Consider the following 26,585-nt stretch of genomic DNA (forward strand, 5'->3'; position numbering starts at 1 on the left):
GGAATACCATGATCGACCAACGGCTTACCAAAACCACGGCCCTCGCATTGCTGGCCTTTGTCCTGCAGCAGAACGCTGCGTCGGCGGAAACCAAGACGCTCTATATAGGCATGAACGGCGGCAACTTCGAGCGTGCCTATACCGAACACGTGCTGCCGCCCTTCGAGAAGGCGAACGACGTCAAGGTCGTCGTCGTGCCCGGCACCTCCGCCGATATCCTCGCCAAGGCGACGGCCGCCAAGGACAATCCGCAGATGCATGTCATGCTGCTCGACGACGGCGTGATGGTGCGCGCGATCGGCGGCGGCCTCTGCCAGAAAATCGCCGCCGATCCGGTGCTCGACCAGATCCAGCCGTCCGCGCGCCTCAAGGACGACATGGCGATCGGCGTCGACATGGGCATGACCGGGCTTGCCTACAATAAGAAGCTCTTCGACGAGAAGGGTTGGCCGGCGCCGACCTCGTGGATGGACATGGCCGATCCGAAGTTCGAAAACGCCGTCGTGTTCCAGTCCGCTTCGGCATCGAGCTTCGGCCTGCACGCCTTCCTGATGTTCAACCGCATCCAGGGCGGCAGCGAGACCAATGTCGAGCCCGGTTTCGAGAAGTTCTCCGATACGATCGGCAAGAACGTCATCGAGTTCATCCCGAGCTCGGCCAAGATCTCGGAGATGGTGCAGACCGGCGAGGCGGCGATCTTCCCGCTGACGCCGACGGCCGTCAACAACCTGAAGGATAAGGGTATTCCGGTTGAATATGCCCAGCCCAAGGAAGGCTCGGTCGTGCTCGCCGTCACCGAGTGCGTGATCGCCAACAACAGCGAGCCGGAACTCAGCCAGAAGCTCGCCCACTACCTGCTTTCGGCCGAGGCGCAGAGCCTGGCGCTCGACAACGGCAACATCATCCCGTCGAACATCAATGCCAAGGCTGGTACGGATGCGGCGAACGCGAAGCTTGCGACCTTCAAGAGCAACATGGAGACCGCCAAGGTTCTCGATTGGGATGCAATTAACCAGAACCGGCAGGAATGGAACAAGCGCTGGAACCGCATGATCGAAAGGTAAGCATTAGCTAACCTTTGTTCGCGCATGCACACGCCCTCGTGGAAGCCACGGGGGCGTTGCTAGGTTCAGGCAAGGCGCGCGTCAGAGCGCGCCGTCGATGGGACGGCTGTTGCGTTCGCCCTTGCTCGCCGAAGACGGAAAGAGCTGTGAGCCAAAGGTCCCCTGGCTACTGATGTCTGGAAAGCTGACATCGGCGATCTCGAAATCGGGCATCAGCGCAAGCATCGGCAGGATGCGCTCGAAGACCGCACCTCCGAGCGGTGTTGCGTTCCAGCCCGAGGTGCGGAAACCATAGGTTTCCGGCAGGCCCTTCGGCTCATCGAGCAAGGTGAGCAGGAGATAACGCGGGTTATCCACCGGGACGATGCCCATGAAGGACGTGATGTTGAGTTCCTTCGAATAGCGTCCGCCCACGACCTTCTCGGCCGTGCCGGTCTTGCCGCCGATGAAATAGCCTTTAACCCCCGCCCGTTTCGCCGAGCCGGTCTTGGCGTTGAGCCGCAGCAGGTAACGCAGCGCCTCGCCGGTCTCCGGCTTGATCAGGTCGCGGGCCAGCAGACGATCTTCGAGCGGCGCGCCCTTGATGAGCGTCGGCCTTATGAGACGGCCGCCATTGACGAGCGCCGCAACCGCGATGCTCGCCTGCAGCGGCGTGACGGCGATACCGTGACCGTAGGAGGCGGTTGCCGTATCGATCTCGCCCCAATGCCGCGGCAATTGCGGATAGGCGCTTTCCGGCAGTTCGATCGTCAGCCGCGACATCTGCCCGAACCGCGTCAGGAACGTCCGCAGATTTTCCGGACCAACGGCAATCGCCATCTTCGCCATCGAAATATTGGAGGAGTAGATGAAGGCTTCGGGCAGCGTCAGCGGCCGATACTGGCCGCGATAGTCGTTGATGCGGAAACGGCCGAAGGCGAGCGGCCTGCTCGCGTCGATGACGGAGCGAAGGGTGAACTGGCCCGAGTCGAGCGCCATCGCCGTCGTCAGCGCCTTGAAGGTCGAGCCCATCTCGAAGGTGGCGGCGGCGATGCGGTTGATGCGATCGGGCTTTAGCGCATCGACAGGCAGATTCGGGTCGAAATCGGGATAGGAAACGAGCGCCAGGATCTCGCCATTGGTGACATCAAGCACCAGCCCGGCGCCCGCCTTGGCGCTGAACTTGGTGATCGCCTTGCGAAGCTCGGTCTCGAGCGCATGCTGGATGCGGATATCGAGCGTTACGCTGACCGGCTCGAGATTGCGGTGGGAGAGATCCATGCCGTTTTGGCGCAGGACCTCCAGCCCCTGTCCCTCGATCCATCTCTCGATACCGGCAATGCCGATATTGTCGATGTCGACGGTGCCGAGCACATGGGCGGCGAGCGATCCGTTGGGATAAAAGCGCTGCTTCTCGCGCTGGAAGCCGATAGCGGGAATGCCGGCGTTCCAGATGGCCTGTTCCTCCGCCGGCGTTACCTGACGCTTGATCCAGGCAAAGGCTGCGCCGCTCTTCAGCCGTCGGTAGAGATCGCGCCCGTCGATGTCAGGAAAGATCGCGGTCAGCTTCTCGACGGCCTCGTCGACATCGACGATCAGCCGTGGTTCGGCATAAAGCCCGGAACTCGGCACGTCGATCGCCAGAAGATTGCCGTTTCGGTCGAGGATCGATGGACGGCCGAGGCTCGGCGGAGGCGGTATGTAGCCGGTCCGCTCATAGTCCGCGACGCCAAGCTGGACGAGGCGCGCGAGCATGAGGCCGAAGACGAGCGCGAAAGCACCGATGACAAACAGGAGCCGGCCGCGATGATCCGGGCGGGACTGAACCTGACGTACCATATCAATAGAGCCCGTTGCCGTTGGTGAGCAGCTTTTCACGCAGTTCCGGGGAGAGGTCTGGGTCGGCGGTGGCCGACGTGCTCGCCGTTTCGAAACCGTCGATGACGGCGCACCCGCTCATGCAGGGGGCCGTCCCTGGCTTGAAGGATTCGACAATGGCCCCGGGGGTGCCCTCGGGCACAGGTTGGCCGCTCTTCCTGTCGATCGCCTCCAGCATCATGCCTGGTGGCGCGTGGAAATCGGCCGCCGGACGCCCTTGAAGGGCTATCTTCATGAAGTCGATGAAGATGGGTGCAGCGAGACCGCCGCCGGTTTCACCATAGCCCATCGGCTTCGGCGTATCGTAGCCAAGGAAAACGCCGGTGACGATGTTCGGGGTGAAGCCGACGAACCAGACGTCCTTCTCGTCGTTGGTGGTTCCGGTCTTGCCGGCGATCGGCACACCGAGCGAGCCGACATTCCTGGCAGTGCCGCGCTCGACGACGCCGCGCAGCATCGAGGTGACTTGATAGGCCGTCATCGGATCGAGCACATAGTCGCGATCGTCGACCGGCACAGGTTCTTCCTGGCCGGTCCAGTCGGCGGCGTTGCAATCGTCGCAACGGCGCTGGTCGTGATGAAAGATCGTGCGGCCGTAGCGGTCCTGGATGCGGTCGACCATCGAGGGCGTGACCGCCTTGCCGCCATTGGCGATGACCGCATAGGCCGAAACCAGCCGCAACAGCGTCGTCTCGCCGGCGCCGAGCGACATCGGCAGATAGGGTTTGAGCTCGTCATAGATGCCGAAGCGCTTGCCGTAATCTGCCACGAGATCCATGCCGAGATGTCGGGCAAGACGCACGGTCATCAGGTTGCGACTGTTTTCCAGCCCGACGCGCAAGGTGGAAGGACCGCTGAAGCGCCCGTCGTAGTTCTTCGGCTTCCATGTCCTGCCGGCACCGTCGGCAAGGGCAATCGGCGCGTCCATCACCAGCGTCGTCGGCGCATAGCCGTTGTCGAGAGCGGCGGCATAGACGAAGGGCTTGAAGGATGAGCCGGGCTGGCGATAGGCCTGCGTCGCGCGGTTGAATTCCGACTGTACATAGGAAAAGCCGCCGGCGACTGCGAGCACGCGACCGGTGTTTGGATCCATGGAAACGAGCGCGCCCTGAACGAGCGGCGGCTGCCGCAGGACATAGCCGTCCTCCTGCTTCTCCACATAGACGACGTCGCCGGGCGTCAGAACGCCGTCGACATCCTTGGCGCAGCTGCGCTTTCCCTTGATCGAACGGCAAAGCGCCCAGCTGATGGCCTTGCGGTCAAGGCGTACGGTTTCGCCCGGCGCGCCGTCCGGTGGCGTGCCCTGAGGGCGGAGGCCGATTTCCGCGTCGGCCTTCCCGGCGGCGAGCACCACGCTCAGCCGCCATTCCGGCACGTCGGAAAGTGGCCGGAGCTTGGCGAGCGCGGAAGGCCAGTCCTTGATCGAGGATAGTCTGGCGACCGGGCCGCGGTAGCCTTTCGCCTGGTCATAGGCGACGAGGCCCTTGCGCAACGCTTTCATCGCCGCCTCCTGCAGCGACGGATCGAGCGTGGTGCGCACCGAAAAGCCGGCGGTGTAGAGTTCAGCCTCGCCATACTGGGTGTTGAGCTGGCGGCGGACCTCTTCGGTGAAGTAGTCGGCAGCGGCGACCGCGGGCGACGGCGTGCGCCGATCGACGCCGAGAGGAGCTGCCGCCGCCTGGGCAGCCGTCGCTGCGTCGATAAAGCCATTCCGGCGCATCTGGTCGATGACCCAGTTGCGGCGGCCCATTGCGCGCTCCGCCTGGCGATCGGGATCGTAATTGTTGGGCGCCTTCGGCAGGGCGGCGAGGAAGGCGGCCTCAGAAACCGAGAGCTCGCTCACCGGCTTGCCGAAATAGGTGAGCGCCGCCTGTGCCACGCCATAGGCGCCGCGCCCGAGATAGATGTCGTTGAGATAGAGTTCGAGAATACGGTCCTTGGAATAGGTCTGGTCGATCCGCAGCGAAAGGATCGCTTCGCGCAGCTTCCGCTCCACCGTCCGGTCGGAAGACAGGAGGAAATTCTTGGCGATTTGCTGCGTGATCGTCGAGCCGCCGATCATGCGACGGCCGGAACCGTAGTTGGCGAGATTGGACAGAAGCGCCGTGCCGATGCTCGCAACATCAATTCCGGGATGGGCGTAGAAATTCTTGTCCTCGGCCGAAAGGAATGCCTGGCGGATGCGAACGGGGATCGCGCCGATCGGCAGAAACAGCCGGCGTTCACGCGCGAGTTCTCCGACCATCGTGCCGTCGCCGGCATAGAGGCGGGTGGTGACTGCCGGTTCCCAGTGCGCGAGCGTGCGGTGATCGGGCAGGTGTCGCGTCAACGCTGCGACGACCGTGGCCGCCGCGAGTGCGACGACGGTTACGAGATTGAGGGATGTACCAAGCAGGTTTGCGATGAACTTCATAAGGGCGGAACGGACCTTTGGGGCAATAGACGGGCTGGCCGGCACGGATGTCCGTGCGGCTCGCGGCCTGTCTTGGAACGGCATTTGGCTTCGCCGGCATGCGTGATGTCGGCTGCGGAGACGATGCGTTTGGGCGCTATGGCCAGGCGAAACGGCGCATGGGATCGATCCCCGTAAGCGGCGCAATCGGCGGCACCTTCCTGAGCTGATGCTGCCGAGCTACAGCCGCGTCAGCCGATGGAGTTCACCGTAAAGGGATTGTGCCCGAGCAACAAACCACGTTTATTTGCGAGACCCATTAGATGAGTTAGGGCATACATGGTCAGGCCATATCTTCCGCTCAATGCGCTGCGCGCCTTCGAGGCATCGGCGCGGCATTTGAGCTTCACCCGCGCGGCGATCGAACTCTGCGTGACGCAGGCTGCGGTGAGCCACCAGGTGAAGCTGCTCGAAAGCCGGCTGAACGTCACCCTGTTCAAGCGATTGCCGCGCGGACTGATGATCACGGCGGAGGGGGAGGCATTGCTGCCGGTGCTGCGGGATTCCTTCGATCGGATGGCCGACATGCTCGAGCGCTTCGAGGCCGGGCACATTCGCGAAGTGCTGATGATCGGCGCCGTCGGCACCTTTGCCGTCGGCTGGCTGTTGCCGCGGCTTGCCGACTTCCAGGCCAAATACCCGTTCATCGATGTCCGCCTTTCGACCAACAACAACCGGGTCGACATGGCCGCGGAAGGTTTGGATTTCGCCATCCGCTTCGGCGGCGGCTCCTGGCATAATATCGAGGCGACGCGGCTCTTCGAGGCGCCGCTTTCCGTGCTCTGCATTCCCGAGATCGCCGATCGACTGAAGACGCCCGCCGATCTCCTGAACGAAACGCTGCTCAGGTCCTACCGGGCCGACGAATGGGTGAATTGGTTCGAAGCGGCCGGCATTGCCTATCCGGCGCCGCTGCTGAAGGGCATCGTCTTCGATAGTTCGCTGGCGATGATGGAGGCTGCAGCCCAGGGGATTGGCGTGGCACTCGCGCCCCCACTGATGTTCTCGCGGTTGCTGTCGAACGGCACGATCCGACAGCCTTTCGACGTCCACACCTCGATGGGTAGCTACTGGCTGACGCGGCTGAAATCACGTCCGGTCACGCCGGCGATGCAGGCGTTCAGCGAATGGCTGGCTGCTGCGGCAGCACAGCAGGCAGCGGCCTTGTCGCCACCTCTGGCACAAGACGCGCTCGCCGGCTGAGACGGAAAATCTTTTCCTTGGAGGCGTAGACCCGGGTTGCGCCTCGCGGCGCAGCGCGCACGTGCTTGAGGCTGCCATAAGACCAAATAATTCTAATGTCTGCCCTGAATTCTTGTGATGCCCGTTTGTGCCCACCCAGGGCGCCGCCCTTGTCGGCATTAACGGGGAGAGGCAGCCCGCTCGCGTCTTGCTCAGCCATCCTTTGCCGTCGAATACTCATACACTGTGCGGCCGGTTTGCGGGTCGACGCCGGCGAGGCTGACCTCGTAGCCCCAGAGGTGGCGCACATGACGCAACGTCGCGTTACGGCTGCCCTCTTCGAGCACGATGCCGCTCTTGATGTTGTGCTGCAATCGAAGGTGCCGGTCCCCCAGCAGATCGACGTCCATCACCTGAATATCAGGCTGGTTGGCGGCGACGTCGTAGCTGTTGGAAAGCGCCGAGCGAACCGCCGAATAGCCGCGTTCGTTGTGGATCGACGCGACCTCGACAAAACGCTCGGAAGCGCGGTCCGCGAGATGGAACAGCCGGAATTTGCGCATCACGGCCGGGCTCAGATACTGCAGGATGAAGGATTCGTCGCGGTGGTTGGCCCAGGCATCGCGCAGCGTCTCCATCCAGTCGCCGTTGCCGGCAAAGGACGGAAACCAGTCGCGGTCCTCGGCCGTCGGCTCGGTGGCGATCCGCTGGATGTCCTGCATCATTGCAAAGCCGAGCGCATAGGGGTTGATGCCGGGATAGCGCCGGTCGTCGAAATCCGGCTGGAAGACGACGTTGGAGTGGCTCTGCAAGAGTTCCAGCATGTGGCCCTCGCCAATCCGGCCCTGGTCGTAGAGCCGGTTGATGATGGTGTAGTGGACGAAGGTCGCGCAGCCCTCGTTCATCACCTTCGTCTGCCGCTGCGGGTAGAAATATTGCGCGATGACCCGAACGATCCGGAGCAATTCCCGCTGCCACGGCTCCAGGATCAGGCTGTGTTTCTCGAGAAAATAGAGCAGGTTCTCTTCCGGCAGGTTCAGCACCTTCTTGCGCTCGGAAGCGTCCCGCTCGGCCTCGGCCGGGTCATGGCTCTCGGCCGTCTGCGGCAGCGTTCGCCAGAGATCGCTATAGGTCTGTTCCTCATATTCCAGCCGTTCCCGCGCCCGTTCCCGAACTTTTTCGGAGGAGAGCCGCGGCGGCCGGCGATAGCGGAAGACGCCCTGGTCCATCAGCGCATGGGCCGAATCGAGGATCGCCTCGACGGCGGCGGTGCCGTGCCGCTCCTCGCATTTGGTCACGTATTTCTTGGCGAAATCCATGTAGCTCAGGATCGCACCGGCATCGGTCCACTGGCGGAAGAGGTAGTTGTTCTTGAAAAAATGATTGTGGCCGAACGCGGCATGCGCCGTGACCAGCGCCTGCATCGCCATCGTGTTTTCTTCCATGAGATAGGTGATGCAGGGGTTGGAATTGATCACCAGCTCATAGGCGAGGCCGCGGTGCCCCTTGCGATAGTGGTGCTCCTCATAGGCGAAGCGCTTGCCGAAGGACCAGTGCTGGTACATGAGCGGCATGCCGACCGAGGAATAGGCGTCGAGCATCTGCTCGGAGGTGATGATCTCCAGCTGGTTCGGGTAGACGCTGAGGCCCATTTCCTCAAGCGCGACTTGCTCGATCGCGTCATAGGCACGCGAAAGGGTCGTGAAGTTCCAGTCCGAGCCCTGGAACAGGAGGCCTGAAGTCGCACGTCGAGCCATCCGGTCGTCCCCTCATTTCCGGGTGCGTGTGGCCGGCTGCCGGGCAAAGAGCCTGCGGAAGACCGGGTAGATATCGGCGGGCTTGGCGATGCGCGTCATCTGGAAATTCGACTTCTCGCCATCCACCGTGCGATAGGCACGCCAGAGCGCAGTGCCGTTGTCCGTCGATCCGAAGATCTCCGTCTCTCGCTCGTCGATGATCTCGACATAGGCGTAGTACTGGCAGAGCTTCGTCAGTTTCTCCCGGAGGAGCGCTGCGCAATGCTCGCTGTCGCCGATGATGTTGTCGCCGTCGGAGGCCTGCGCGGCATAGATATTCCAGATCTGCGAGGGGTAGCGGTCCTCGATGATCCTGATCATCTCCTCGAGCGCGGTCGAGACGATCGTGCCGCCGCTCTGGGTGCTGTAGAAGAACGTCTCCTCGTCGACCTCGCGGGCCTCGTCCGTGTGACGGATGAAGACGATGTCGATCCGTTCGTAGCGCCGTTTCAGGAACAGGTGCAGAAGCACGAAGAAGCGCTTGGCGAGATCCTTTTCGCGTTCGCCCATGGAGGCCGAGACATCCATCAGGCAGAACATCACCGCATTAGCGTTCGGCAGCGGCTGCTGTTCGAAGCGGTTGAAGCGGATGTCGACCGGGTCGACATAGGGAATGCGCCGCCGCTTGCGCTCGATCCTCTCCAGTTCGCTGCGAAGCTCGCTGAGCCTCTGGCGGTCCTTCGGCGAAATCTCCGGCGCCGCCTCCAGCCGCGCGATCTCCTCGGAAAGGACGGTCAGTTCCTTTTCCTTGGGCCGATGCAGCGCCATGCGCCGGCCGAAGCTGTTGCGCATCGTCCGCCCGACATTGATGTTGGTCGGCGTGCCGGCGGTGGCAAAGCCTGCGCGACGCGGTTTGAACGTCACCGTTTCCTTGAGGCTGAGCTTGACCATGTCGGGCAATTCCAGATCCTCAAAGAAGAGATCCAGCACCTCTTCGCGCGACAGGATGAACTGGAAGTCGTCTTCGCTTTCTCCGGTCCCGGGGCGGCCCTTGCCGCCTCCACCCCCACCCGCTTCCGGCTTCGGCAGGCGGTCGCCGGCCGAAAACTGCTTGTTGCCGGGAAGCACATAATTGCGTTCGCCGCTGCCGCGGGCCGGCTGGAATGTCGGCTCACTGGCACCGTCGGTCGGCATCGGTACGCCGTGCGCGGCATCGACGTCGATGATCCTGTCGGATTTGACCTGTTCCTTGATGACCCGCTTGAGTTCCTCGCGGGCCCGTTTCAGAAAACGCTGTCGGTTGCCGAGGCTCTTATCCTTCGGATTGAGCCGCCGGTCGATGAAATTCGGCATATACCAATCCCCTGCTTCGGCATCGTCAGCCCGCCTTGTTGACCCGCATGTACCAATCGACCAGCCGTCGGACCTGACGCTCGGTATAGCCGCGCTCGGTCATGCGCTGGACGAATTCGGCATGCTGCTTCTCGGAGGCGCTGTCCTTCTTCGAGCCGAAGCTGATGACCGGCAGCAGGTCTTCGACCTGGCCGAACATGCGCTTCTCGATCACGTCGCGAAGCTTCTCGTAGCTCGTCCAGGAGGGGTTGCGCCCATGGTTCTTGGCGCGGGCGCGCAGGGTGAACTTTACGACCTCGTTGCGGAAGTCCTTGGGGTTCGCAATGCCGGCCGGCTTTTCGATCTGCGACAGCTCGCTGTCGAGGATCTCCCGGTTGAGGATCTGCCCCGTGTCGGGATCCTTGAAGTCCTGGTCTTCCAGCCAGGCGTCGGCATAGGCGATGTAACGGTCGAAGAGGTTCTGACCGTATTCGCTGTAGGATTCGAGATAGGCCTTCTGGATTTCGTGGCCGATGAATTCGGCGTAGCGCGAGGCAAGCTCGGACTTGATGAAATCGAGATAGCTCGCCTCGGTCTCCTTCGGGAACTGTTCGCGGCGGATCGCCTGTTCCAGGATATACATGAGGTGCACGGGATCGGCCGCGACCTCCTTGGTGTCGTAGTTGAAGGTCTCGGACAACACCTTGAAGGCAAAGCGTGTGCTGATGCCGGTCATGCCCTCGTCGACGCCGGCGGCGTCGCGATATTCCTGAACGGACTTCGCCTTGGGATCGGTGTCCTTCAGGTTCTCGCCGTCATAGACCCGCATCTTGGTATAGAGCGGCGAGTTCTCGTGGCGGGCAAGCCGGGTCGAGACGGTAAAGCGGCTGAGGCTTTCCAGCACTTCCGGCGCGCAGGGGCTCTTGGTGAGCTCGCTTTCGCGCAGCAGCTTCTCGTAGATCTGCCGCTCCTCGGTAACGCGCAGGCAGTAGGGAACCTTGACGACCAGGATGCGGTCGAGGAAGGCCTCGTTGTTCTTGTTGTTCTTGAACTGCAGCCATTCGGACTCATTGGAGTGCGCAACGACGATGCCCTGATAGGGGAACCCTCCGAAGCTTTCAGTGCCGTTGTAATTGCCTTCCTGGGTCGCCGTCAGCAAGGGATGCAGGACCTTGATCGGCGCCTTGAACATTTCGACAAACTCGAGCAGGCCCTGCGTCGTCCGGTTGAGGCCGCCGCTGTAGGAATAGGCGTCGGGGTCAGCCTGGCTGTAGTTTTCAAGCTGGCGGATGTCCACCTTGCCGACCAGCGAGGAAACGTCCTGGTTGTTCTCGTCGCCGGGTTCCGTCTTCGCGATCGCCACCTGGCGCAGCCGCGATGGCATCAGCTTGACCACACTGAACTTGGAGATATCGCCGTCGACTTCGTCAAGCCGCTTCGTCGCCCAGGGCGAAATCAGACCGGTCAGACGGCGCCTGCCGATCCCGTATTTGTCTTCGAGCAAGTCGGCCATGCGGTCGGGGTGAAAGAGGCCGAGGGGGGATTCGAAGACGGGGCTGACCTTGCCGCCGACTGCCAGCGTGTAGATCGGCTGCTGCTCCATCAGTTTCTTCAGCCGCTCGGCGAGTGACGATTTGCCGCCGCCGACCGGTCCGAGCAGGTAGAGGATCTGTTTGCGCTCCTCGAGCCCCTGGGCGGCGTAGCGGAAGTAACCGACGATCCGCTCGATCGTGTCTTCCATGCCGTAGAAATCGGCGAAGGATGGATAGATCTTGACGGTACGGTTTGAAAAGATGCGGCCGAGGCGTTCGTCCGCGCTGGTATCGATCAGGGTTGGATTACCGATGGCAGTGACCATCCGCTCTTGCGCGGTGGCATACATGCTTTTGTCGTCGCGACATGCGAGGAGGTATTCTTGAAGGCTGATTTCTTCTTGCGCTGCACTGGTATAGATCTCCGAGAAGAGATCAAAAACGTCGCATTCGCTCTTTTGCATCATGCTCTCCCGCGGCCGCTGGCTGAGACGGGGATCGCTGCTTATCGGCTCGCTCATTCGAATAAACGGCGTCCCATGCGCAATGTTCCCTCAGAGTACTCGCTTTCTGGTGATTCTCGAAGGGGTTGTTTCGATGAATGAAAAATCGTGACTGCGACATCACGAAATCCTGATCGGACCGGTGGTGACGGGGCAAGAAGGTCGGCACGATCGACCTTCGGGAAGCCTGAAAGCCATGCTGGCCGCCCGCGCACGACGAGTTGGTTTCCTCAGTCGCTGACTGGCGCGCCGAGGTGGTGGGAGAGGAAGGCCAGAACCGCCTCCCGCATGGTCGGAGTTTCGACGTGGCCGATGCCGGGCTCTGCAACCAAGGATAAGTTGCGCTCGGCGCCAGCCGCCCGATAGGCGGCGCGCGTTGCGGCATGGGCCTGCTCCACCGCCTGCGGCGGCGTCAGCGGATCGTCGAGCCCCACACAGATCAATTGTGGCCGCGGTGCAACGAGCCCGGCGATTTCGCCAGTCGAGGTCTCCATGAGCAGACCGGGGATCGTGAGATAATGGCCGTGCAGATCGTGAGCGCCGGTTGCGACGAGCGTGGCGAAATCCGCATAGCAGCAGAGGTGGGCGATTGCCGCGATCCGCGGGTCGAGCGCAGCCAGGAAGTAGGAAAGGGTGGCGCCCATGGAGATCCCGGTCATGCCGATGCGCGCGGGGTCGACGTCGTCACGCATTGAAAGCCAAGTGAGCGCTGCCTGCTGTTCGGAAAGCATCTGGCCGAAAACGGTTCCGCCATACCAGAGGGCAGCCTTCGTCGCGGCGCTCTCTCTTACGATCGAGCGCTCTCCGAACGTCGGCATGTCGATGCACAGGGTAACGAAGCCGTGCTCCGCGAGAACGGGCCCAGGCGGGCTGAGCAGTGCCGGCCGGCCACCAAGCAGTTCGTTCGCGCCGATCTCGTAGCGTCCGCCATGGGCGTGGGCGTAGAGGATCGCTGGTCGAGGCCCGTCGTTGACGGGTGGTCGTGTCAGAAAGCCGCGGATTTCAGCGCCGTTGCGAGGTGTGCGAAAGCGCAGCCTCTCGACGATGTAAGAACCACGATCCTCCATCACGCAGACATCCAGGAACAGTTCCGTATCAGCGAGACCGAGAAGCGTGCGCAGGCGCTCGGCGGAGAAGGACATTGGTGGCGCCTAGCGAACGAGCCAGCCGCCATCGACCGGCAGCACCGTTCCGGTGACATAGCCGGAGGCGGGTGCTGCGAAGAAGAGCACGGCGGTCGCGAGATCGTCGGGCGTGCCCCAGCGCCCCATCGGAATGCGGGCGGAGATCTGGGCGTTGCGATCGGGGTCGTTGCGCAGCGCCTCGGTGTTGTCGGTCGCCATGTAGCCCGGCGCGATCGCATTGACGGTAATCCCGCGCGGTGCCAGCTCGTTGGCCATTGCCTTGGTGAGGCCGGCGATGCCGTGCTTCGAGGCGGCATACGCCGGCACGCGGACGCCGCCCTGGAAGGTCAGCATCGAGGCGACATTGACGATGCGGCCGGCGCGTCCGGTCGAGACCATGTGTCTGGCTGCGGCCTGCGACAGCAGAAAGGCCGCCTTCAAGTTGACGTCGAGCACACTGTCCCAGTCTTCCTCGGAATAGTCGAGCAGGTCGGCGCGGCGAATGATGCCGGCATTGTTGACGAGGATGTCGATGCCGCCGAGGGCGGCCACGACGTCGCCGATCGCCGACGCCGCGTCGAAAGGCCTGGAGAGATCGACGGTCAGTTCGTGAAAGCGAACACCCGCCTCTCGTACCAGCGCTGCCGTCTCCGGCATGGGCGTCGAACCGAGGGCGGCGATATCGGCGCCGGCCCGCGCGAGTGCCAGGGCCATGCCCTGGCCGAGGCCGGTGCGGGCGCCGGTGACGAGGGCGGTCTTGCCTGTGAGGTCAAACAGCGCGTTCAAGGCGAAGCCCCTTGTCGTTGAAGAGGTGTATGGGGGCAGCCGCGAGCGACAGCCTGATGTCGGATCCCGGTGCCAGGTCATGCTGACCGGGGGCGACGACCAGGATCTTCTGGCCGGCGACATCGGCATGCAGCACGGTTTCGGAACCGAGCGCCTCGACGAGGCGGATCTTGGCGGGAATGCCGCTTTCACCGGCATCAAGCGTGATGTGCTGCGGCCGGACGCCAAGCGTGATGGGTGAACCGCTTGCCGCCGCGTTGTCTGTGATTGGAACCTGCAGCCGATGCCCGCCCTTCAGCGTCGCGACCGCCGTGCCGGCGCCGGCCGCTTCCAGCGTACCTTCAAGGAAATTCATGTGCGGCGAGCCGATGAAACCGGCGACGAAGCGGTTGGCCGGCTTGTTATAGAGTTCGAGCGGCGTGCCGATCTGCTCGATGCGGCCGGCGCGCAGGACGACGATGCGGTCGGCGAGCGTCATCGCCTCTACCTGGTCGTGTGTCACATAGATCATCGTTGCCGACAGCCGGGCGTGGAGGGCCGCAAGCTCGGCGCGGGTGGAGCCGCGCAGTTCAGCGTCGAGGTTCGACAGCGGCTCGTCGAGCAGGAAGGCAACGGGGCGGCGCACGATCGCGCGGCCGATCGCGACGCGCTGGCGCTGGCCACCCGAAAGTTGCCCGGGGCGGCGCTCGAGATAGGGCTCGATCTCGAGCATGCGCGCCGCTTCCCCAATACGCTCGGCGATCTCCGTCTTCGGCATCCGGGTGTTTTCGAGGCCGAAGGCGAGGTTCTGGCGCACGCTCATATGCGGATAGAGTGCGTAGGACTGGAAGACCATGGCGAGGCCGCGGTCGGCGGCCGGCACGTCGTTGACCACCTTGCCATCGATCGCGAGTTCTCCGCCTGTCGGCTTTTCCAGCCCGGCGATCATGCGCAGAAGCGTGGACTTGCCGCAGCCGGAGGGGCCGACGAAGACGACGAGCTCGCCGTCCTTGATATCCAGGTTGATGCCATGAAGCACGTCGACGGCGCCGAACGACTTGGTCACATTGGTAAGCTTGATGTGGCCCATGGGTGCCCCCTTATTTCAGTCCGGTGCCGGCAATGCCGGTGGTGATGAAGCGTTGCAGGAAGATGAAGACCAGGACGACCGGGATCATGGTCACGACCGTCATGGCGAGAATGAAATGCCACTGCACGTTCAGCTCTCCTGAATAGATGCTTAAGCCGACCTGCAGCGTATAGAGTTCCTTGCGGGAGAGCACGATCAGCGGCCAGAGGAAGTCGTTCCAGCGCCAGACGACGGAGAAGATCGCAAGCACGGCGAGCGCAGGTGCCGTCAGCGGCAGGATGATGCGCCAGTAAATCTGCCACTCCGATGCCTTGTCCATGCGCGCGGCGTCGATCAGCTCGTCGGGGATGGTCAGCATGTATTGGCGCAGGATGAAGACGCCGGTCGGCGTCGCGACCGTTGGCAGGATCACGCCCCAGAGATTGTTGAACAGACCAAGCGCCGAGACGATCGAATAGAGCGGCACCATGATCACCGACAGCGGCACCATCAGGGTGGCGAGGATCAAGAGCATCGCGAAGGTGCGGCCGCGGAACTCGTATTTGCTGAGCGCAAAGGCGGCCATCGAATTGACGATGAGCGTGATCACCGTCGCCGTCACCGTGACGAAAACGGAGTTCCAGAGATAGCGGACGAAATCGAAATGGGTGAAGGGCTCGCTGTAGTTCGACGTGGCGAAGGACATTGTACGCACCGGCGTGCGCTCGGCGATGTTGACCTTGACGATCTCGGTCGGCTTTTCCGGCGCGACCATCTGGCTGACGATGCCGATGCGGCGAACCTCGGCGAGCACCTTCTTGCTGCCATCCGGCAGCGTCACCTCGTAGAGGTCGAGCGGCTTGTCGTAACCTTCGACGGTCGCCTTCTGCGTTACATAGGGCATGATCGTCGGCGGAAATTCGGCAAGGGCCGCCGGAGACTTGAAGGAGGAGCCGACGAGCCAGACGGCCGGACCGAACATGATGAAGAGACCGCCGATGAGCCAGACCCAGGTGACGATATCGGTCCAGTGCCAGCCATTGCGGCCGCGACGTCGAAAGATGAATTCGGCAAGGCGGCTCATTTTCGGGCTCCCTTCTTCTCGCCTTTGCGGCCAAGGCCGAGCTGGACCAGGGTGAGGACAACCAGCACGGCGCCCATCAGGATCGAGGCGGCTGCGGCAAGGCCGGGATTGCGCAACTGCGTCGCGAAGCCGGTCTCGTAGATGTATTGCGTGATATAGAGTGTGCTGGTGCCTGGACCCCCGCCGGTCAGCACGTAGATCTCGTCGAAGATCTGCACTGCGCGGATCAAGACGAGCACGATGACGACGAGCAGGTTGGGCATCAGCAGTGGCAAGGTGATGCGCCAGAAGGCGCGCGCCGGACGGGTGCCGTCCATCTCGGCCGCTTCATAGAGATCCTTCGGGATCGCCTGCAGGCCGGCAAGCAGGATCAGCGTATAGAAACCCATATGCGCCCAGATCGAAACGCCGACGGTTGCCGCAAAGGACCAGTTGCGGTCGTTGAGCCAGGTATAGGGATCGAAGCCAAGGCCGTAGAGGCCGAAGTTGAGCAGGCCCTGACGCTGCAGAATCCATTTCCAGATCAGGCCGACGACGACGGGCGAGAGCAGCACGGGGAAGAAGAACACCGCCCGCCAGAAGCTGCGCGCCATCAGGTCGCGGTTGAGGATCAGCGCCGTCACTAGCGAGAACAGGATCATCAGGGTGACCTGCAGCACCACGAACCAGGCGGTGTTGCCGACGGCGGTCCAGAACGTGTCTTCGGCGCAGCTGTTCGGGTTGGTGTAGTTGGCGCAGTCGAAGAGCCGCGCATATTGGTCGCCGCCGACGAAGCTTCGGTCGGGGAGGAAGAGGGCTGTTCCGCCGGTCATGGAATAGGCGAAGTTGATGAAGAACGGCAGCAGCACGAATATGCCGAAGATCAGCATGTTCGGCAGCAGGAAGAAGGTCGCCATGCCGCCGATGCCGAGCCGGCGCTGCACGAAGCGGAGCGGCGCATCGACGGCGCCCATCAGCAGGCGCACGGGCACCATGACCGCCTCGCCAAGGCGTGAGCCGCCTCCTCTTAGAACATCTGCCTTCATCGTTTGCTACCTCGCCACCGGTCGCGCTTTGTAGCGCAACGATCGTCGCCGGATTGTGATCTGCTGCCCGCAAGAGGCGGGCAAGCGCTGCTTGCCGGATGTCAGCATTATGTAAGCTTATGCTTACTGGTGTGTCGGCGGTTGATCCGACGGCATGATACGTCACGCCGTCGGAAACCGGGTATCGATCGCCCGGATCAGTTGCCGCTATCTTTCACCTTGGTGGCGATATCGCTATCGATGCGCGTGAACGCTTCGTCGACCGTCATCTCGCCGGCAGCAGCCTGGCTGACGCGGGTGACGAGCGCGCCGTAGACGGCGTCGGACCATAGCCAGCCGGGCAGCTTGCGCGCCTCGTCGGAGAGCGACTTGCTCGCCTCGACGAAGCCGTTGAGCGCCGCCTTTGCCTGGGGGTCGTCGGTCTTGAAGTCGAGCTCCTTGGCAAGCACGCCCGTATGCGCAGGCAGGAACAGGGTGCGCTCGGAGAACTCCTTCACGATCGGTTCGCTCGCGAGATAGTCCATCACCTTGGCCACTTCCTTCGGGTTCTTGGTGTATTTGACCGCCACCAGACCCGCGCCGCCGGTCATGCCGGTGCAGTTCGCCGGGCCGCAGGGACTGCCGGTCGCCACCCAGTCGAAGTTGGTTCCGATCTTCGTCGAGAAGTTCGGAACCTGCCAGGAACCGGAATAGTAGTAGACGAGCTGTCCGTTGATGAAGTCGTCGGCGGCGGCGCGATAGGTGGAGCCGGCGGCCGAAACCCAAACGTCCTTGCTCATCGTGCCGTCGGCAACCCAGCCGACGAAGGTCTTCAGGAAGTTCTTCGAGCCATCATCAAGCGGCGCCGGCTTGCCGTCGGCGCCGATGTAGTTGCCGCCATAGGCAAGGTTCGGGCCGCTGAGGCGGTGACCGGAACGGTCGAGCGCCATCGGGAAGGGAACCTGCTGGTTTTCGGCCACCTGCTTGGCTGCCTTCGCCCAGTCGTCCCAGGTCGCATCCTTGCCGGGGATCGCGACGCCCGCCTGGTCGAACAGCGTCTTGTTGGCAAAGCCGCCGGCAATCGTGATCTGGGTCATGAAACCGGAGATCTGGTTCGATCCGTCCGGGCGCATCCAGTCTGCCTGCCCGCCGAAATTCTGGTCCCAATAGGTGGGATCGGCAACCAGCGGCCTAAGGTCGAGCCAGTGCTGGCTCTGGGCCTTGAGGTTGGTGACGCGGGCGATATCGGGGCCGTTGCCGGCTTCGAGCTGCACCGGCAGCTGCTCCTTGACGACGCTGTAGGACACGTTGTCGAGGATCACGTTGATCCCGGGGTTCTCCTTCATGAAGCGGTCGAGCAGGTCCTTCAACACCTCGCCTTCGACGCCATCGGAGTACCACATGATGCGCACGTCGCCGGCCATTGCCGCCGTCGACGTCAGGAGCCCGACGGCGAGCGCCGCGAGCGTCGTTCCGGTCTTCTTCATTGTCTTTCTCCTCCACTTATCCATACACGAGCTTCCTCCCGCTCGTTTGGGATGGCGCCGGCTTCCCCGGCCGGCGCAATTCTTCGTCCGCCTAGCCGGCGGCGAGCATGGTTGCCTCGCCTGCCACGGTGAAATCCTTGGCGGCGATAATGCGCCCTTCGGCTTCCGTCGAACCGTCGTTGCGGAAGACGACGCGACCATAGTCCGGATCGTTGATGACGAAAGCACCGTCGGCAGTTTCCTCGACGGAGAGCCCGGCAAACTTCGTTTCCACCCCGGAAAGCTCTTCGGTTTCGCAAACCCGGACGATCCAGCGCGTCTTGTGACCGGCCTGACGCAGCTCCGCATTCGCTGACGGGCCATCGGTCACCGGTAACAGTTCGGTTGCGCCGATCAGGACAACGGCGCCACGGCCGCTGCGCGCAAGTGCCAGCTTGCCCTTGACCCTGCTCTCGTCGAACTCGGCGACCGGGAACCACGCATGGGTGAAGTCCGGCTGTTCGCTGACGGTCGCAAAGTCGAGTACGGCCAGCCCCCTGTACTGGTGGGCACGAGGGAGGGTGCCGCAACCACCCCAATAGGATGGCCGGCCGTACCCGAACTGAATGGTCTCGCCCGGATGGTTGATCCAGATCGCCGCTTCGGGGCGTTGGCCAAGGCGCAGGTGCAGCACCGTTTCCTGATAGCCCCATTCGTTCCAGCGATAATGCGCCGCCGAGCCCATGGCGAAATGGCGGCCTTTGTAATGGTAGAGCGCCGCAAAGCGGTTTTCGCCCTGGGCGAAGCGCCACTCCTGATGGGCTGCATCGTCCTCATGGCAGGCGACGGTGGCAAGCGCCTCCGGCACCACCAGGCCGTGGTCACGCAGGCAGACGGCAAGCTGCGGCAGTGCATGCACGCGGCGGCCGTACCAGCCCTTGCCCCAGAGCAGGCGCGCGACGCCCGAGAGTTCGAGCGAGCGGCCGGCGCAGAGCGTGTGCTCGTAGGAGCGCCCCTGGGCTGCCGTCACCATGCCGTGATGGGCCGAGCGGGCGATAATCTCGCAGAGGCGCACGATGCCCTTCTTGGCGCGGTCGGCGATGTCGGCGTCGGGCGAGAGTGCCGCCAGTGCCGTCAGGCCTTTGAGGTCGATCGGGAAATAAGGCGCGGAGTTGAACTCCGCCATTTCCCAGGCTTCGAAGTGATCGAGCCAGGCGCGAACGCGGGCAGCACCGACGGTGCTTTGCTCGCTGCCCTTGCGGCCGGAGCGACGGAAGGTCGCCTCGGGGAAGAGATGGCCGGCGAGATAGGCCGAAGTGTGGAACAGAAGCGCGTGGTTTTCGGAGAAATACCACTGCACGTCGTTGCCGGGTTCATCCATCCAGTAGCGGAAGCCAAGGATCGCCTGATCGATGCGATCGCGCGTCTTTTCGCCGATATCCTGGCCCCATGTGGTGCGCGACCAGATCAACGGCACCAGCGAGAAGTCGGCGCAGTCGTGGCAGTCCTCGATTGAGGGCAGAATTTCCTCGATCATCGCGTCGGTGTCGGTATCGCCGCGACCGCTGGCAAGCCGGGCGAAGGCGCGGACCGTGTCACGTTCGGAAAAGCCCGAGATCTCGTCGAGCGTCTCGGTAATGCGACGCGCAAGCGTCTCCGACGGTTTGCCCTGGCGGCCGGCGTGGCAGATCTCGACACCAAGAGAGCGCGACGCAACGAAGCCGCCGGCATCAAGCGTGATGCGGAAATGGCGGAAATCGGCCGGTGTCTCTTCCGATGGTCCGACAACTAGCCTCTTGTCGCCGGCCTTCAGCACGAAGTCGTGGTCGAAGCGCTCGGTCGACATGAAGTCGCCTTCGACCGCGACATTGACCTTGACATCGAGCGGCAGGGCGGCGGCGAAGAGAAGGGTGATGTCGCCCTCGAAATAGGCGGTCCGTTCGAAATGCATGCCGTCGAGTGCGGTCTCGATATCGGCGGCGGCCGCACTCGGGCAGGGAACGGGCAGCGCTACGCGCGCCGGCGGTCCCGAGAGATAGTCGAACTGGAAGAAATAACGCGCGTCGCGCTCGGCGAGGTCGTCGAAGAAGATCGTGACTTCGTTGAGCCCGGCCTTGAGCTCAAGATCGAATTCGGCCTTGGCCTCGAGATTGCGGCTATAGGGCGCCATCCAGCCCACCTCTGCGCCGTTCAGGAAGAGCACTGCACCGCCGCAGGTGCCCAGGCGAATCTTGGCGGTGCCAGCCGTGTCGGCCTCGATCGAGGTGCGGGCCCAGGTTGCAAGCCGTGTCGGCCGGAACCAGAAGCCGGAGAGGTCGAGCCGCGGCGATCCGAAGGGCAGCCACCAGCGGCTGGCCTCGAATGTGCCGCGCACCTGCGGCCGCTTGCCGCGAAACTTTTCGGCAAAAATCGTCCGGCAGGGGTACTCGTGCGGAATGAAGTTCTTGTGCTTGGTCAGAAAGAAGAAGGGGTCCATTTCGCCCTTCATCGGCTGGTCCGGCACGTCGAAGCGCTCCTCGGCGATTGCGCCGAGCTGCCAGTAGCCAATGGCCTGCTCCGCGGCGAGGTTCTTCTTCAGATGGAAAATCGTATCGCTCATTTCAGCTCAGCCAAGGCTACGGGGGTGACGTCGTTGTATTCCTGGTTCTCGCCGGTCATGCCCCAGACGAAGGCATAGGGGCCGGTGCCGGCGCCCATATGGATCGACCAGGCGGGCGAAAGCACTGCGTCGCCGTTTGCGACGATCAGGTGCCGGGTCTCCTCCGGCTCGCCCATCACGTGGACGATGCGGTCTTCCGGCGCCATGTCGAAGTAGCAATAGGCCTCCATGCGCCGCTCGTGCACATGCGGCGGCATGGTGTTCCAGGCGCTGCCTTCGGCCAGATCGGTAATGCCCATCAGAAGCAGGCAGGAGGGCATGACTTCCGGATGGATGTACATGACGAGGCGCCGCTTGTTCGAGCGCTTGACGTCGCCGAGCTCAAGCGCCTTTGCCTCCGCCCTCTTGATCAGCCGGTGTGGCAGATCGGCACCGGCGGGAACCGAGTTCATGTAGAAGCGCGCCGGGCGGTCGGCGGTCTCGCTTGCAACGACGATCTCCTTTGCGCCACGCCCGACATAGAGAACGTCGCGATTTTCGAGCACGAAGTTCTTACCGTCGACGGTGATCGTCCCGGTGCCGCCAAGATTGGCGATGCCCATCTCGCGCGCCGAAAGCAGATAAGGCGTGCCGATATCGGCGCCGGAGCCGAAGGAGACGCTCTTTGTTTTCGGCATGGCACCGCCGAGGATCAGGCGGTCGACATGGGTATAGGTGAAGTTCACCACGTCTTCCGCAAAGAGATCGCTGATCAGGAACTCGCGGCGCAGCCGCGCGGTGTCGTAGCCTTTGATATCCTCGGGGTTGGCCCCGTAGAGAACCTTCATCGTCATGCTGCCTGTCCTTCCGCGCCGACATGCTGCAGGGCTTCGGAGAGACACAGGATTGCCAGTGCCTGGCCATAGCCGGTCGGCTGAATTGGGATGTCCTTGTAGAATTGCAGGTCGTGGCCCATGCGTGTGCCGTAGGAGACGTTGAGCACGGTGCCGCTTTCATCGATGTTGCGCATCACGACTTCAAGCGCGCGCAGACCGGCGGCTCTCCAGGCGGGCGTTCCATAGCCGAGCCGATAGCCCTTGAGCAGGCCATAGCCGATGCCGGCCGTCGCGGAAATTTCCTCATAGGAGGTCGCGTCGTCGAGCAGCGTGCGCCAGGCGCCGGAAGCGGCCTGCAGCGGCAGCAGTGCCTCGACCTGGGTGACGAGCACGCCGCGCAGGTATTCCTTGACCGGTGGGGCGAGTTCCGCGAGGTCGAAGAAATCGAGCATGCCGGCGGTGATCCAGGCATTGCCGCGGGCCCAGCGGGCGCGGGCGAAATTGTGCCGGCCGTCGAAGGTCCAGCCATGGAACCAGAGGCCCGACTGGGTGTCGGCAAGGTAGCGGGCATGGACGAGAAACTGCCGTGAGGCCTCGTCGACCAGTTCGCGCCGGCCACTCGCCTGGCCATAGGAGGCGAGGAACAGGGCGACCATATAGAGCGTGTCGTCCCAGAGCTCGTTGTCATTCACCTTGTCGGAGACATGGTGCTCGAATCCGCCTTCCGGCGTCCGGCCCATTTCGCTCATCACCCGGTTTGCCCAGTCGTCGAGCAGCGGCTTCCAGCGGGGATTCCTGGATTTGGCCCAGAGAACCGAGAGGCCGAGCATCGGCGCGGTCGTGTTGACGTTGAGTTCCGGAAGCCCGGCAGCAACGCGTCCTTCATACCAGCCTTCGATAAGCTGACGGATGTCCTCGCGGCCGGTAAACAGCCAGAGCTTGATCAGGCCATAGAGGCCAACACCCTGCGGCCATTCCCAGCTGTCGAAGCTGATGTAGTCGCCTGCGGTCCCGTCGAGGTTCGGTTCATCGAACCGGCCGTCATGCTTGAGACCGGTCATACCGCCGACAAGACGATCGAGACCCGTGCGAATATCGTGGGCGTTGAGGCCCATGGCACTCCTCCTCCTTAAGCCGCTCTTCCCTCGGCTTTCTTGAGAAAGATAAAGGCACGATGTTTTTTCTTGCGCAACATGAAAATTTTTCCCAATATTGTGGCAAGGGAGGATCACATGATCGCAAAACCGCTGCCGGGCAAACGCGGCAAGAAGAGCAAACGCGTTCGGCTGGAGGACATCGCGGAAGCCTGCGGCGTCTCCTTGAGCACCGCCTCCCGCGCCCTTGCTGGCGAAAAGGGCGTGCGCGCGGAAATCCGCCAGAAGGTGCTGGAAGCGGCCAAGAACGCCAACTACGTGATCCCCACGGCGGTCGCCGGTCAGAAGGTCATCGTGGCGGCGTCGAGTGCAGCCATGATCGACTATGTGCGCAACCAGTTTACCCACTATGTGCTGGAGGGGTTGAAGGAGCGGGCCCACGCGTTGGATCTCGAAATCGTCACCCGGCCAATCGCGGATCGAAACGAAGAGTTGGCCGTTCTTGCCGAGGCCGAAGAGGACGAGCAAGTCGCCGGTCTCTTGTTTCTCACCATCGACGATGAGGGCATGATTGCCGCCACCCGCGGCTTCGACAAGCCGGTTGTGCTCTTGAACAGCGACGATCCTTATATGCGGCTATCGAGCGTCACGCCCTGCAACCGATCGAGCGCGCGGCTTGCGACCGACCATCTGATCGAGCTGGGCCACGAGCGCATCCTGTTCCTGATGCGGCCGGGGCGCCGTACGATTGAGCGGCGCTACGAGGGCTGGCGCGACGGGCTGCTCGCGAAAGGCCTGCCCGCTACCGACGACTTGCTCGTCACCGTCGAGGACTGGCTGCCGGAGCTTGCGATACAGGCGCTGACGCAGCGGATTTCGGAGCGGGGGCTGGATTTCACCGCCGTGCTCGCAGCCGGCGACAGCCTCGCGGTCGGGGCCATGCTCGGCATCCAGCAGAAGGGCTTTTCGGTTCCAGGCGATGTCTCGGTCATGGGCATGGATGATCTGCCGCAGGCGGCCTTCCTCAATCCGCCGCTGACGACGATGCACATCCCGATGCGCGAGATCGGTTCCGTCGCGCTCGACCTCTTGCGCGACACGCTCTCCGGTATCCCGGCGCCGCCGCGACGGGTGGAGCTTGCCTGTCACCTGGTGCCGCGCGCCTCGACGGCACCGCCGCGCGGCGCCTAAGCCCGCGGCGAAGTCGCTACGACAGCCAGGTCGGCAGACGTGCCGGGACGCGGCCCGTGAGCGCCGCCTCAACGCAATCGGCGAGGCTGCCGAAGCGAACGGCGCGCCCGGAGAGGCCGGGGCCGTAATGGGCGTACTTTCCGGAATTGGTCATCAGCGCCTGCGTCTTCGTCGGGAACACCGGCTCCGAGATCGAGCACCAGCAGAGATCCGGCAGCACCTGGATACCACTTGCCTCCAGTCGAGCCAGCAGACCCTCTTCCCGTGCTGCGGCGATCGCGTCTCGTCCGGCGGTCACGATTAGGGCGACATCGCCATGCCGCTTGCGACCGTCGAAGGCGTCGGCCAGAGCGCGGCATTCCTCGAGCGAGGCGTGCGGGCTGCCGATGGCGACGAGCTCAACCTCGGCTGGTCCCTCGTTGAAATGCGCCCAGGCCTCGGCCATGTCGGCACGTGTGATGGCCGTTTGGTCGGCATCCTCAGCCGTGGCACCTTCCGCTTCCGGGGTTACACCTTCCACATGCAACATGGGGGCTGCGGACGTGGTGCCGAAGGCGGCGCAGAGCGCCTTCAGATCGTCGCGCGAGGGTCGTGCGGACGCAAGTCCACGCAACAGCGGGATGCGATCGGGGGCTGCACGGCCGGCGAGGTAACCGATCAGCGGCCAGAACGCGTCATCGATATTCCCAGGCAGGTCCACGTCGATGACGCGTTTTGCCTTGCGCGGCGCATCGAGATAGACGCCCGAGAGGGGCGCGCGGCCGGTCAGCGCGATGCAGAGGTCGAGAAAATCCGGGTGTTTTGCCGTGCGAGCGCCAAGCACGGTGTTGGCGAAGATCACGGCATTGGATTCCGCCCAGGCAATGGATTCGCCTGATTTCGGTGCGCTGTCGAGCAGATAGGGCGAACAGGTGAAGGTCGGGCGACAGCCCATGCGCACATAGGCATCGGCAAGCTTAGCCGCCGGGTCGCCGAAGCTTTCCGGCACGCCTTGCGCCCGCCAGTTGGCGCGGTCGACCGAGATCGCGTTCATCGTTGTCGGCACGCGAACCATGGCGCCCATGTTCGCCATCTTTTCGGCGAAGGTAAGGTTGGCGGGGCTCGCATAGATGCAGCCGTCGATATGGCCCTGGACCACGTCGATGAGCTTTTCCGCCCCCTGCTGTGCGGCCATCGCGGAAATGATCCGCATCGCTTGCTGCACGGCGATGCCGTCGCGGCCGTCGAGCATGGCGCGGTCGTCTTCGGTGAGGTCGAGAGCCGCCGTCGCCGGCGGCTCGACCGGGATCGTCAGGCCGTCGGTCTCGATCGTGCCAGCGCCGATCCGTGCTGACTTTGCCTGCGAGAGCATCTTGAAGGCGTCGCGTGAAAGCCTGAGCACCGGCAAGGATTTGCCAAACATCTCAGCCGCAATCAGGGCGCCGAGCGTCAACACGTCCTCAGCCTCCGAGAACACCAGCGCTGCCGGTGCACGGCCCGTCAGCGCCATGTCGAGCAGAACGCCCGAACCGGTACAGGAACCGCGGCTCGACGGCATCATCAGGATGCCGCCGGTGAGACAGATCCCGTGCAGCGGGTGATGCACATCGATCACCACGCCGGTTGCCGGATCGACCCCACCCCAGAAGCTCAGCGCCTCCTCGGTGGCGATGATGGGGCCATCGGCGGAGCCAGAGAGAATGCTGCGGGCGGAGATCGATTGGGTCATTTTACGACAAATCCATGGGCGAAGGGGTCGCGGTCATCGATGAAGATCGTGTTGATGCCGGTCATGCGGGCCCAGCCGGCGATCGAAGGGATGATGGCGTCGCGGTCGGCAACCTTGGTCGCCGCCTCGACGCGGCCCTTGAACAGCGAGCCGATGATCGATTCATGTACGAACTCGTCACCGACTTTGAGCTTGCCCTTGGCGGCAAGCTGCGCCATGCGCGCCGAGGTGCCGGTGCCGCAAGGCGAGCGGTCGATCGCCTTTTCGCCGTAGAAAACGGCGTTGCGCGCCTGCGCCTCGGCCTGCGTCGGCTTGCCGGTCCACTGGATGTGGCTCAGACCCTGGATTTCCGGATGCTCCGGATGGACGAACTCGTACTTGGCGTTGAGGGCTGCGCGCAACTTCGGACTCCAGCCGACGAGTTCGCCAGCGGTATGGTCGGCCATGTCTCGGAAATTCTTCTGCGGTTCGACGATGGCGTAGAAATTGCCGCCATAGGCAACGTCGACCACGATTTCGCCGAGGCCCTCGACTTCCGCCGTCAGTCCTTCAGCATAGAGGAAGCCGGGAACGTTGGTAAGGCGGACTTCCTCGACGAAGCGGCCCTCCTGACGGTAGGTGATATCCACCTTGCCGGCGGGCGCGTCGATCGAGAGCTTGCCCGGCTCGCGCGGGGTAATCAGCCCGTTCTCGATCGCCATGGTGATGGTACCGATCGTGCCGTGGCCGCACATCGGCAGACAGCCGGAGGTCTCGATGAAAAGCACCGCGACGTCACAGTCGGGCCGCGTCGGCGGATAGAGGATCGAGCCCGACATCATGTCGTGGCCGCGCGGCTCGAACATCAGGCCGGTGCGGATCCAGTCGAACTCGCGCAGAAAGTGGGCCCGCTTCTCCAGCATGTTGGCCCCTTCGAGCCGTGGCCCGCCGCCGGAAACGAGGCGGACCGGGTTGCCGCAGGTGTGTCCGTCGATGCAGGAGAAGGTGTGGTTGGCCATGGTCGAAGCC

20 protein-coding genes are annotated in these 26,585 nt (G+C 63.3%); 4 read left to right on the forward strand and 16 right to left on the reverse strand.

Features of this window, described 5'->3' with window-relative positions:
- Positions 1-8 precede the first annotated feature (8 nt).
- Complete coding sequence (locus ACTJKM_RS09170) at positions 9-1,064, forward strand: ABC transporter substrate-binding protein (protein ID WP_058329680.1); 1,056 nt, start codon at positions 9-11, stop codon at positions 1,062-1,064.
- A gap of 81 nt (positions 1,065-1,145) precedes the next feature.
- On the opposite strand, the gene ACTJKM_RS09175 is transcribed toward ACTJKM_RS09170, so the two are convergent.
- Both ACTJKM_RS09175 and ACTJKM_RS09180 read right to left on the reverse strand, forming a co-directional pair.
- Entirely contained in the window at positions 1,146-2,882 is a 1,737-nt protein-coding gene (locus ACTJKM_RS09175; protein ID WP_058329681.1) for a peptidoglycan D,D-transpeptidase FtsI family protein, read from the reverse strand.
- A 1-nt stretch (position 2,883) separates the two neighbouring features.
- Positions 2,884-5,334, reverse strand: coding sequence for a penicillin-binding protein 1A (locus ACTJKM_RS09180; protein WP_440660215.1), 2,451 nt, complete (start codon positions 5,332-5,334; stop codon positions 2,884-2,886).
- A 47-nt stretch (positions 5,335-5,381) separates the two neighbouring features.
- Here ACTJKM_RS09180 and ACTJKM_RS09185 point away from each other — a divergent pair, with 47 nt between their 5' ends.
- On the forward strand, positions 5,382-5,543 hold the full coding sequence (locus tag ACTJKM_RS09185) for a hypothetical protein (protein ID WP_156437155.1): 162 nt from the start codon (positions 5,382-5,384) through the stop codon (positions 5,541-5,543).
- 109 nt (positions 5,544-5,652) lie between these two features.
- On the forward strand, positions 5,653-6,576 hold the full coding sequence (locus ACTJKM_RS09190; protein ID WP_093233324.1) for a LysR family transcriptional regulator: 924 nt from the start codon (positions 5,653-5,655) through the stop codon (positions 6,574-6,576).
- A gap of 191 nt (positions 6,577-6,767) precedes the next feature.
- Here the strand turns inward: ACTJKM_RS09190 and ACTJKM_RS09195 are convergent, their stop codons facing one another.
- The 12 genes from ACTJKM_RS09195 to bglB all read right to left on the reverse strand — a co-directional run bounded on the left by ACTJKM_RS09195 (position 6,768) and on the right by bglB (position 22,699).
- Entirely contained in the window at positions 6,768-8,312 is a 1,545-nt protein-coding gene (locus tag ACTJKM_RS09195; protein WP_057251936.1) for a SpoVR family protein, read from the reverse strand.
- Positions 8,313-8,324: 12 nt separating this feature from the next.
- On the reverse strand, positions 8,325-9,644 hold the full coding sequence (locus ACTJKM_RS09200) for a YeaH/YhbH family protein (protein ID WP_057251935.1): 1,320 nt from the start codon (positions 9,642-9,644) through the stop codon (positions 8,325-8,327).
- A 25-nt stretch (positions 9,645-9,669) separates the two neighbouring features.
- Positions 9,670-11,619 carry a PrkA family serine protein kinase gene (locus ACTJKM_RS09205; protein ID WP_058329685.1) on the reverse strand — a complete coding sequence of 650 codons (1,950 nt, stop codon included), beginning with the start codon at positions 11,617-11,619 and terminating at the stop codon, positions 9,670-9,672.
- A 269-nt stretch (positions 11,620-11,888) separates the two neighbouring features.
- Positions 11,889-12,800, reverse strand: coding sequence for an alpha/beta hydrolase family protein (locus ACTJKM_RS09210; protein WP_058329686.1), 912 nt, complete (start codon positions 12,798-12,800; stop codon positions 11,889-11,891).
- A gap of 9 nt (positions 12,801-12,809) precedes the next feature.
- On the reverse strand, positions 12,810-13,568 hold the full coding sequence (gene kduD / locus ACTJKM_RS09215; RefSeq protein ID WP_058322791.1) for a 2-dehydro-3-deoxy-D-gluconate 5-dehydrogenase KduD: 759 nt from the start codon (positions 13,566-13,568) through the stop codon (positions 12,810-12,812).
- Positions 13,552-14,637 carry a sn-glycerol-3-phosphate ABC transporter ATP-binding protein UgpC gene (locus tag ACTJKM_RS09220; RefSeq protein ID WP_110880476.1) on the reverse strand — a complete coding sequence of 362 codons (1,086 nt, stop codon included), beginning with the start codon at positions 14,635-14,637 and terminating at the stop codon, positions 13,552-13,554. The genes kduD and ACTJKM_RS09220 overlap by 17 nt, the downstream gene beginning before the upstream one ends.
- 10 nt (positions 14,638-14,647) lie before the next feature.
- A complete protein-coding gene (locus ACTJKM_RS09225; protein WP_057251931.1) occupies positions 14,648-15,700 on the reverse strand; it encodes a carbohydrate ABC transporter permease in 1,053 nt (350 codons plus the stop codon).
- Positions 15,697-16,725, reverse strand: coding sequence for a carbohydrate ABC transporter permease (locus ACTJKM_RS09230; protein ID WP_440660218.1), 1,029 nt, complete (start codon positions 16,723-16,725; stop codon positions 15,697-15,699). Before ACTJKM_RS09230 ends, ACTJKM_RS09225 begins: the two co-directional genes overlap by 4 nt.
- A gap of 197 nt (positions 16,726-16,922) precedes the next feature.
- Positions 16,923-18,191 (reverse strand): ABC transporter substrate-binding protein, encoded by a 1,269-nt coding sequence (locus tag ACTJKM_RS09235; protein ID WP_058329688.1) that lies wholly within the window; start codon positions 18,189-18,191, stop codon positions 16,923-16,925.
- 91 nt (positions 18,192-18,282) lie between these two features.
- On the reverse strand, positions 18,283-20,769 hold the full coding sequence (locus ACTJKM_RS09240; RefSeq protein ID WP_440660220.1) for a hypothetical protein: 2,487 nt from the start codon (positions 20,767-20,769) through the stop codon (positions 18,283-18,285).
- A complete protein-coding gene (gene kduI / locus ACTJKM_RS09245; RefSeq protein ID WP_058329690.1) occupies positions 20,766-21,602 on the reverse strand; it encodes a 5-dehydro-4-deoxy-D-glucuronate isomerase in 837 nt (278 codons plus the stop codon). Before kduI ends, ACTJKM_RS09240 begins: the two co-directional genes overlap by 4 nt.
- The gene (gene bglB / locus ACTJKM_RS09250; RefSeq protein ID WP_058329691.1) at positions 21,599-22,699 is read right to left on the reverse strand and encodes a beta-galactosidase BglB; all 1,101 of its coding nucleotides are present in this window, start codon (positions 22,697-22,699) and stop codon (positions 21,599-21,601) included. Before bglB ends, kduI begins: the two co-directional genes overlap by 4 nt.
- 117 nt (positions 22,700-22,816) lie before the next feature.
- Here bglB and ACTJKM_RS09255 point away from each other — a divergent pair, with 117 nt between their 5' ends.
- Positions 22,817-23,869, forward strand: coding sequence for a LacI family DNA-binding transcriptional regulator (locus tag ACTJKM_RS09255; RefSeq protein ID WP_058329692.1), 1,053 nt, complete (start codon positions 22,817-22,819; stop codon positions 23,867-23,869).
- Between the two features lie 16 nt (positions 23,870-23,885).
- On the opposite strand, the gene lhpI is transcribed toward ACTJKM_RS09255, so the two are convergent.
- Together lhpI and ACTJKM_RS09265 are read right to left on the reverse strand one after the other, a co-directional pair.
- A complete protein-coding gene (gene lhpI / locus ACTJKM_RS09260; protein WP_440660222.1) occupies positions 23,886-25,577 on the reverse strand; it encodes a cis-3-hydroxy-L-proline dehydratase in 1,692 nt (563 codons plus the stop codon).
- On the reverse strand, positions 25,574-26,575 hold the full coding sequence (locus tag ACTJKM_RS09265) for a 4-hydroxyproline epimerase (protein WP_058329694.1): 1,002 nt from the start codon (positions 26,573-26,575) through the stop codon (positions 25,574-25,576). Before ACTJKM_RS09265 ends, lhpI begins: the two co-directional genes overlap by 4 nt.
- Between the last annotated feature and the right edge of the window lie 10 nt (positions 26,576-26,585).

This window comes from Ensifer sp. 22460 (genome assembly GCF_052044935.1).
In the GTDB taxonomy this organism is placed as follows: domain Bacteria; phylum Pseudomonadota; class Alphaproteobacteria; order Rhizobiales; family Rhizobiaceae; genus Ensifer.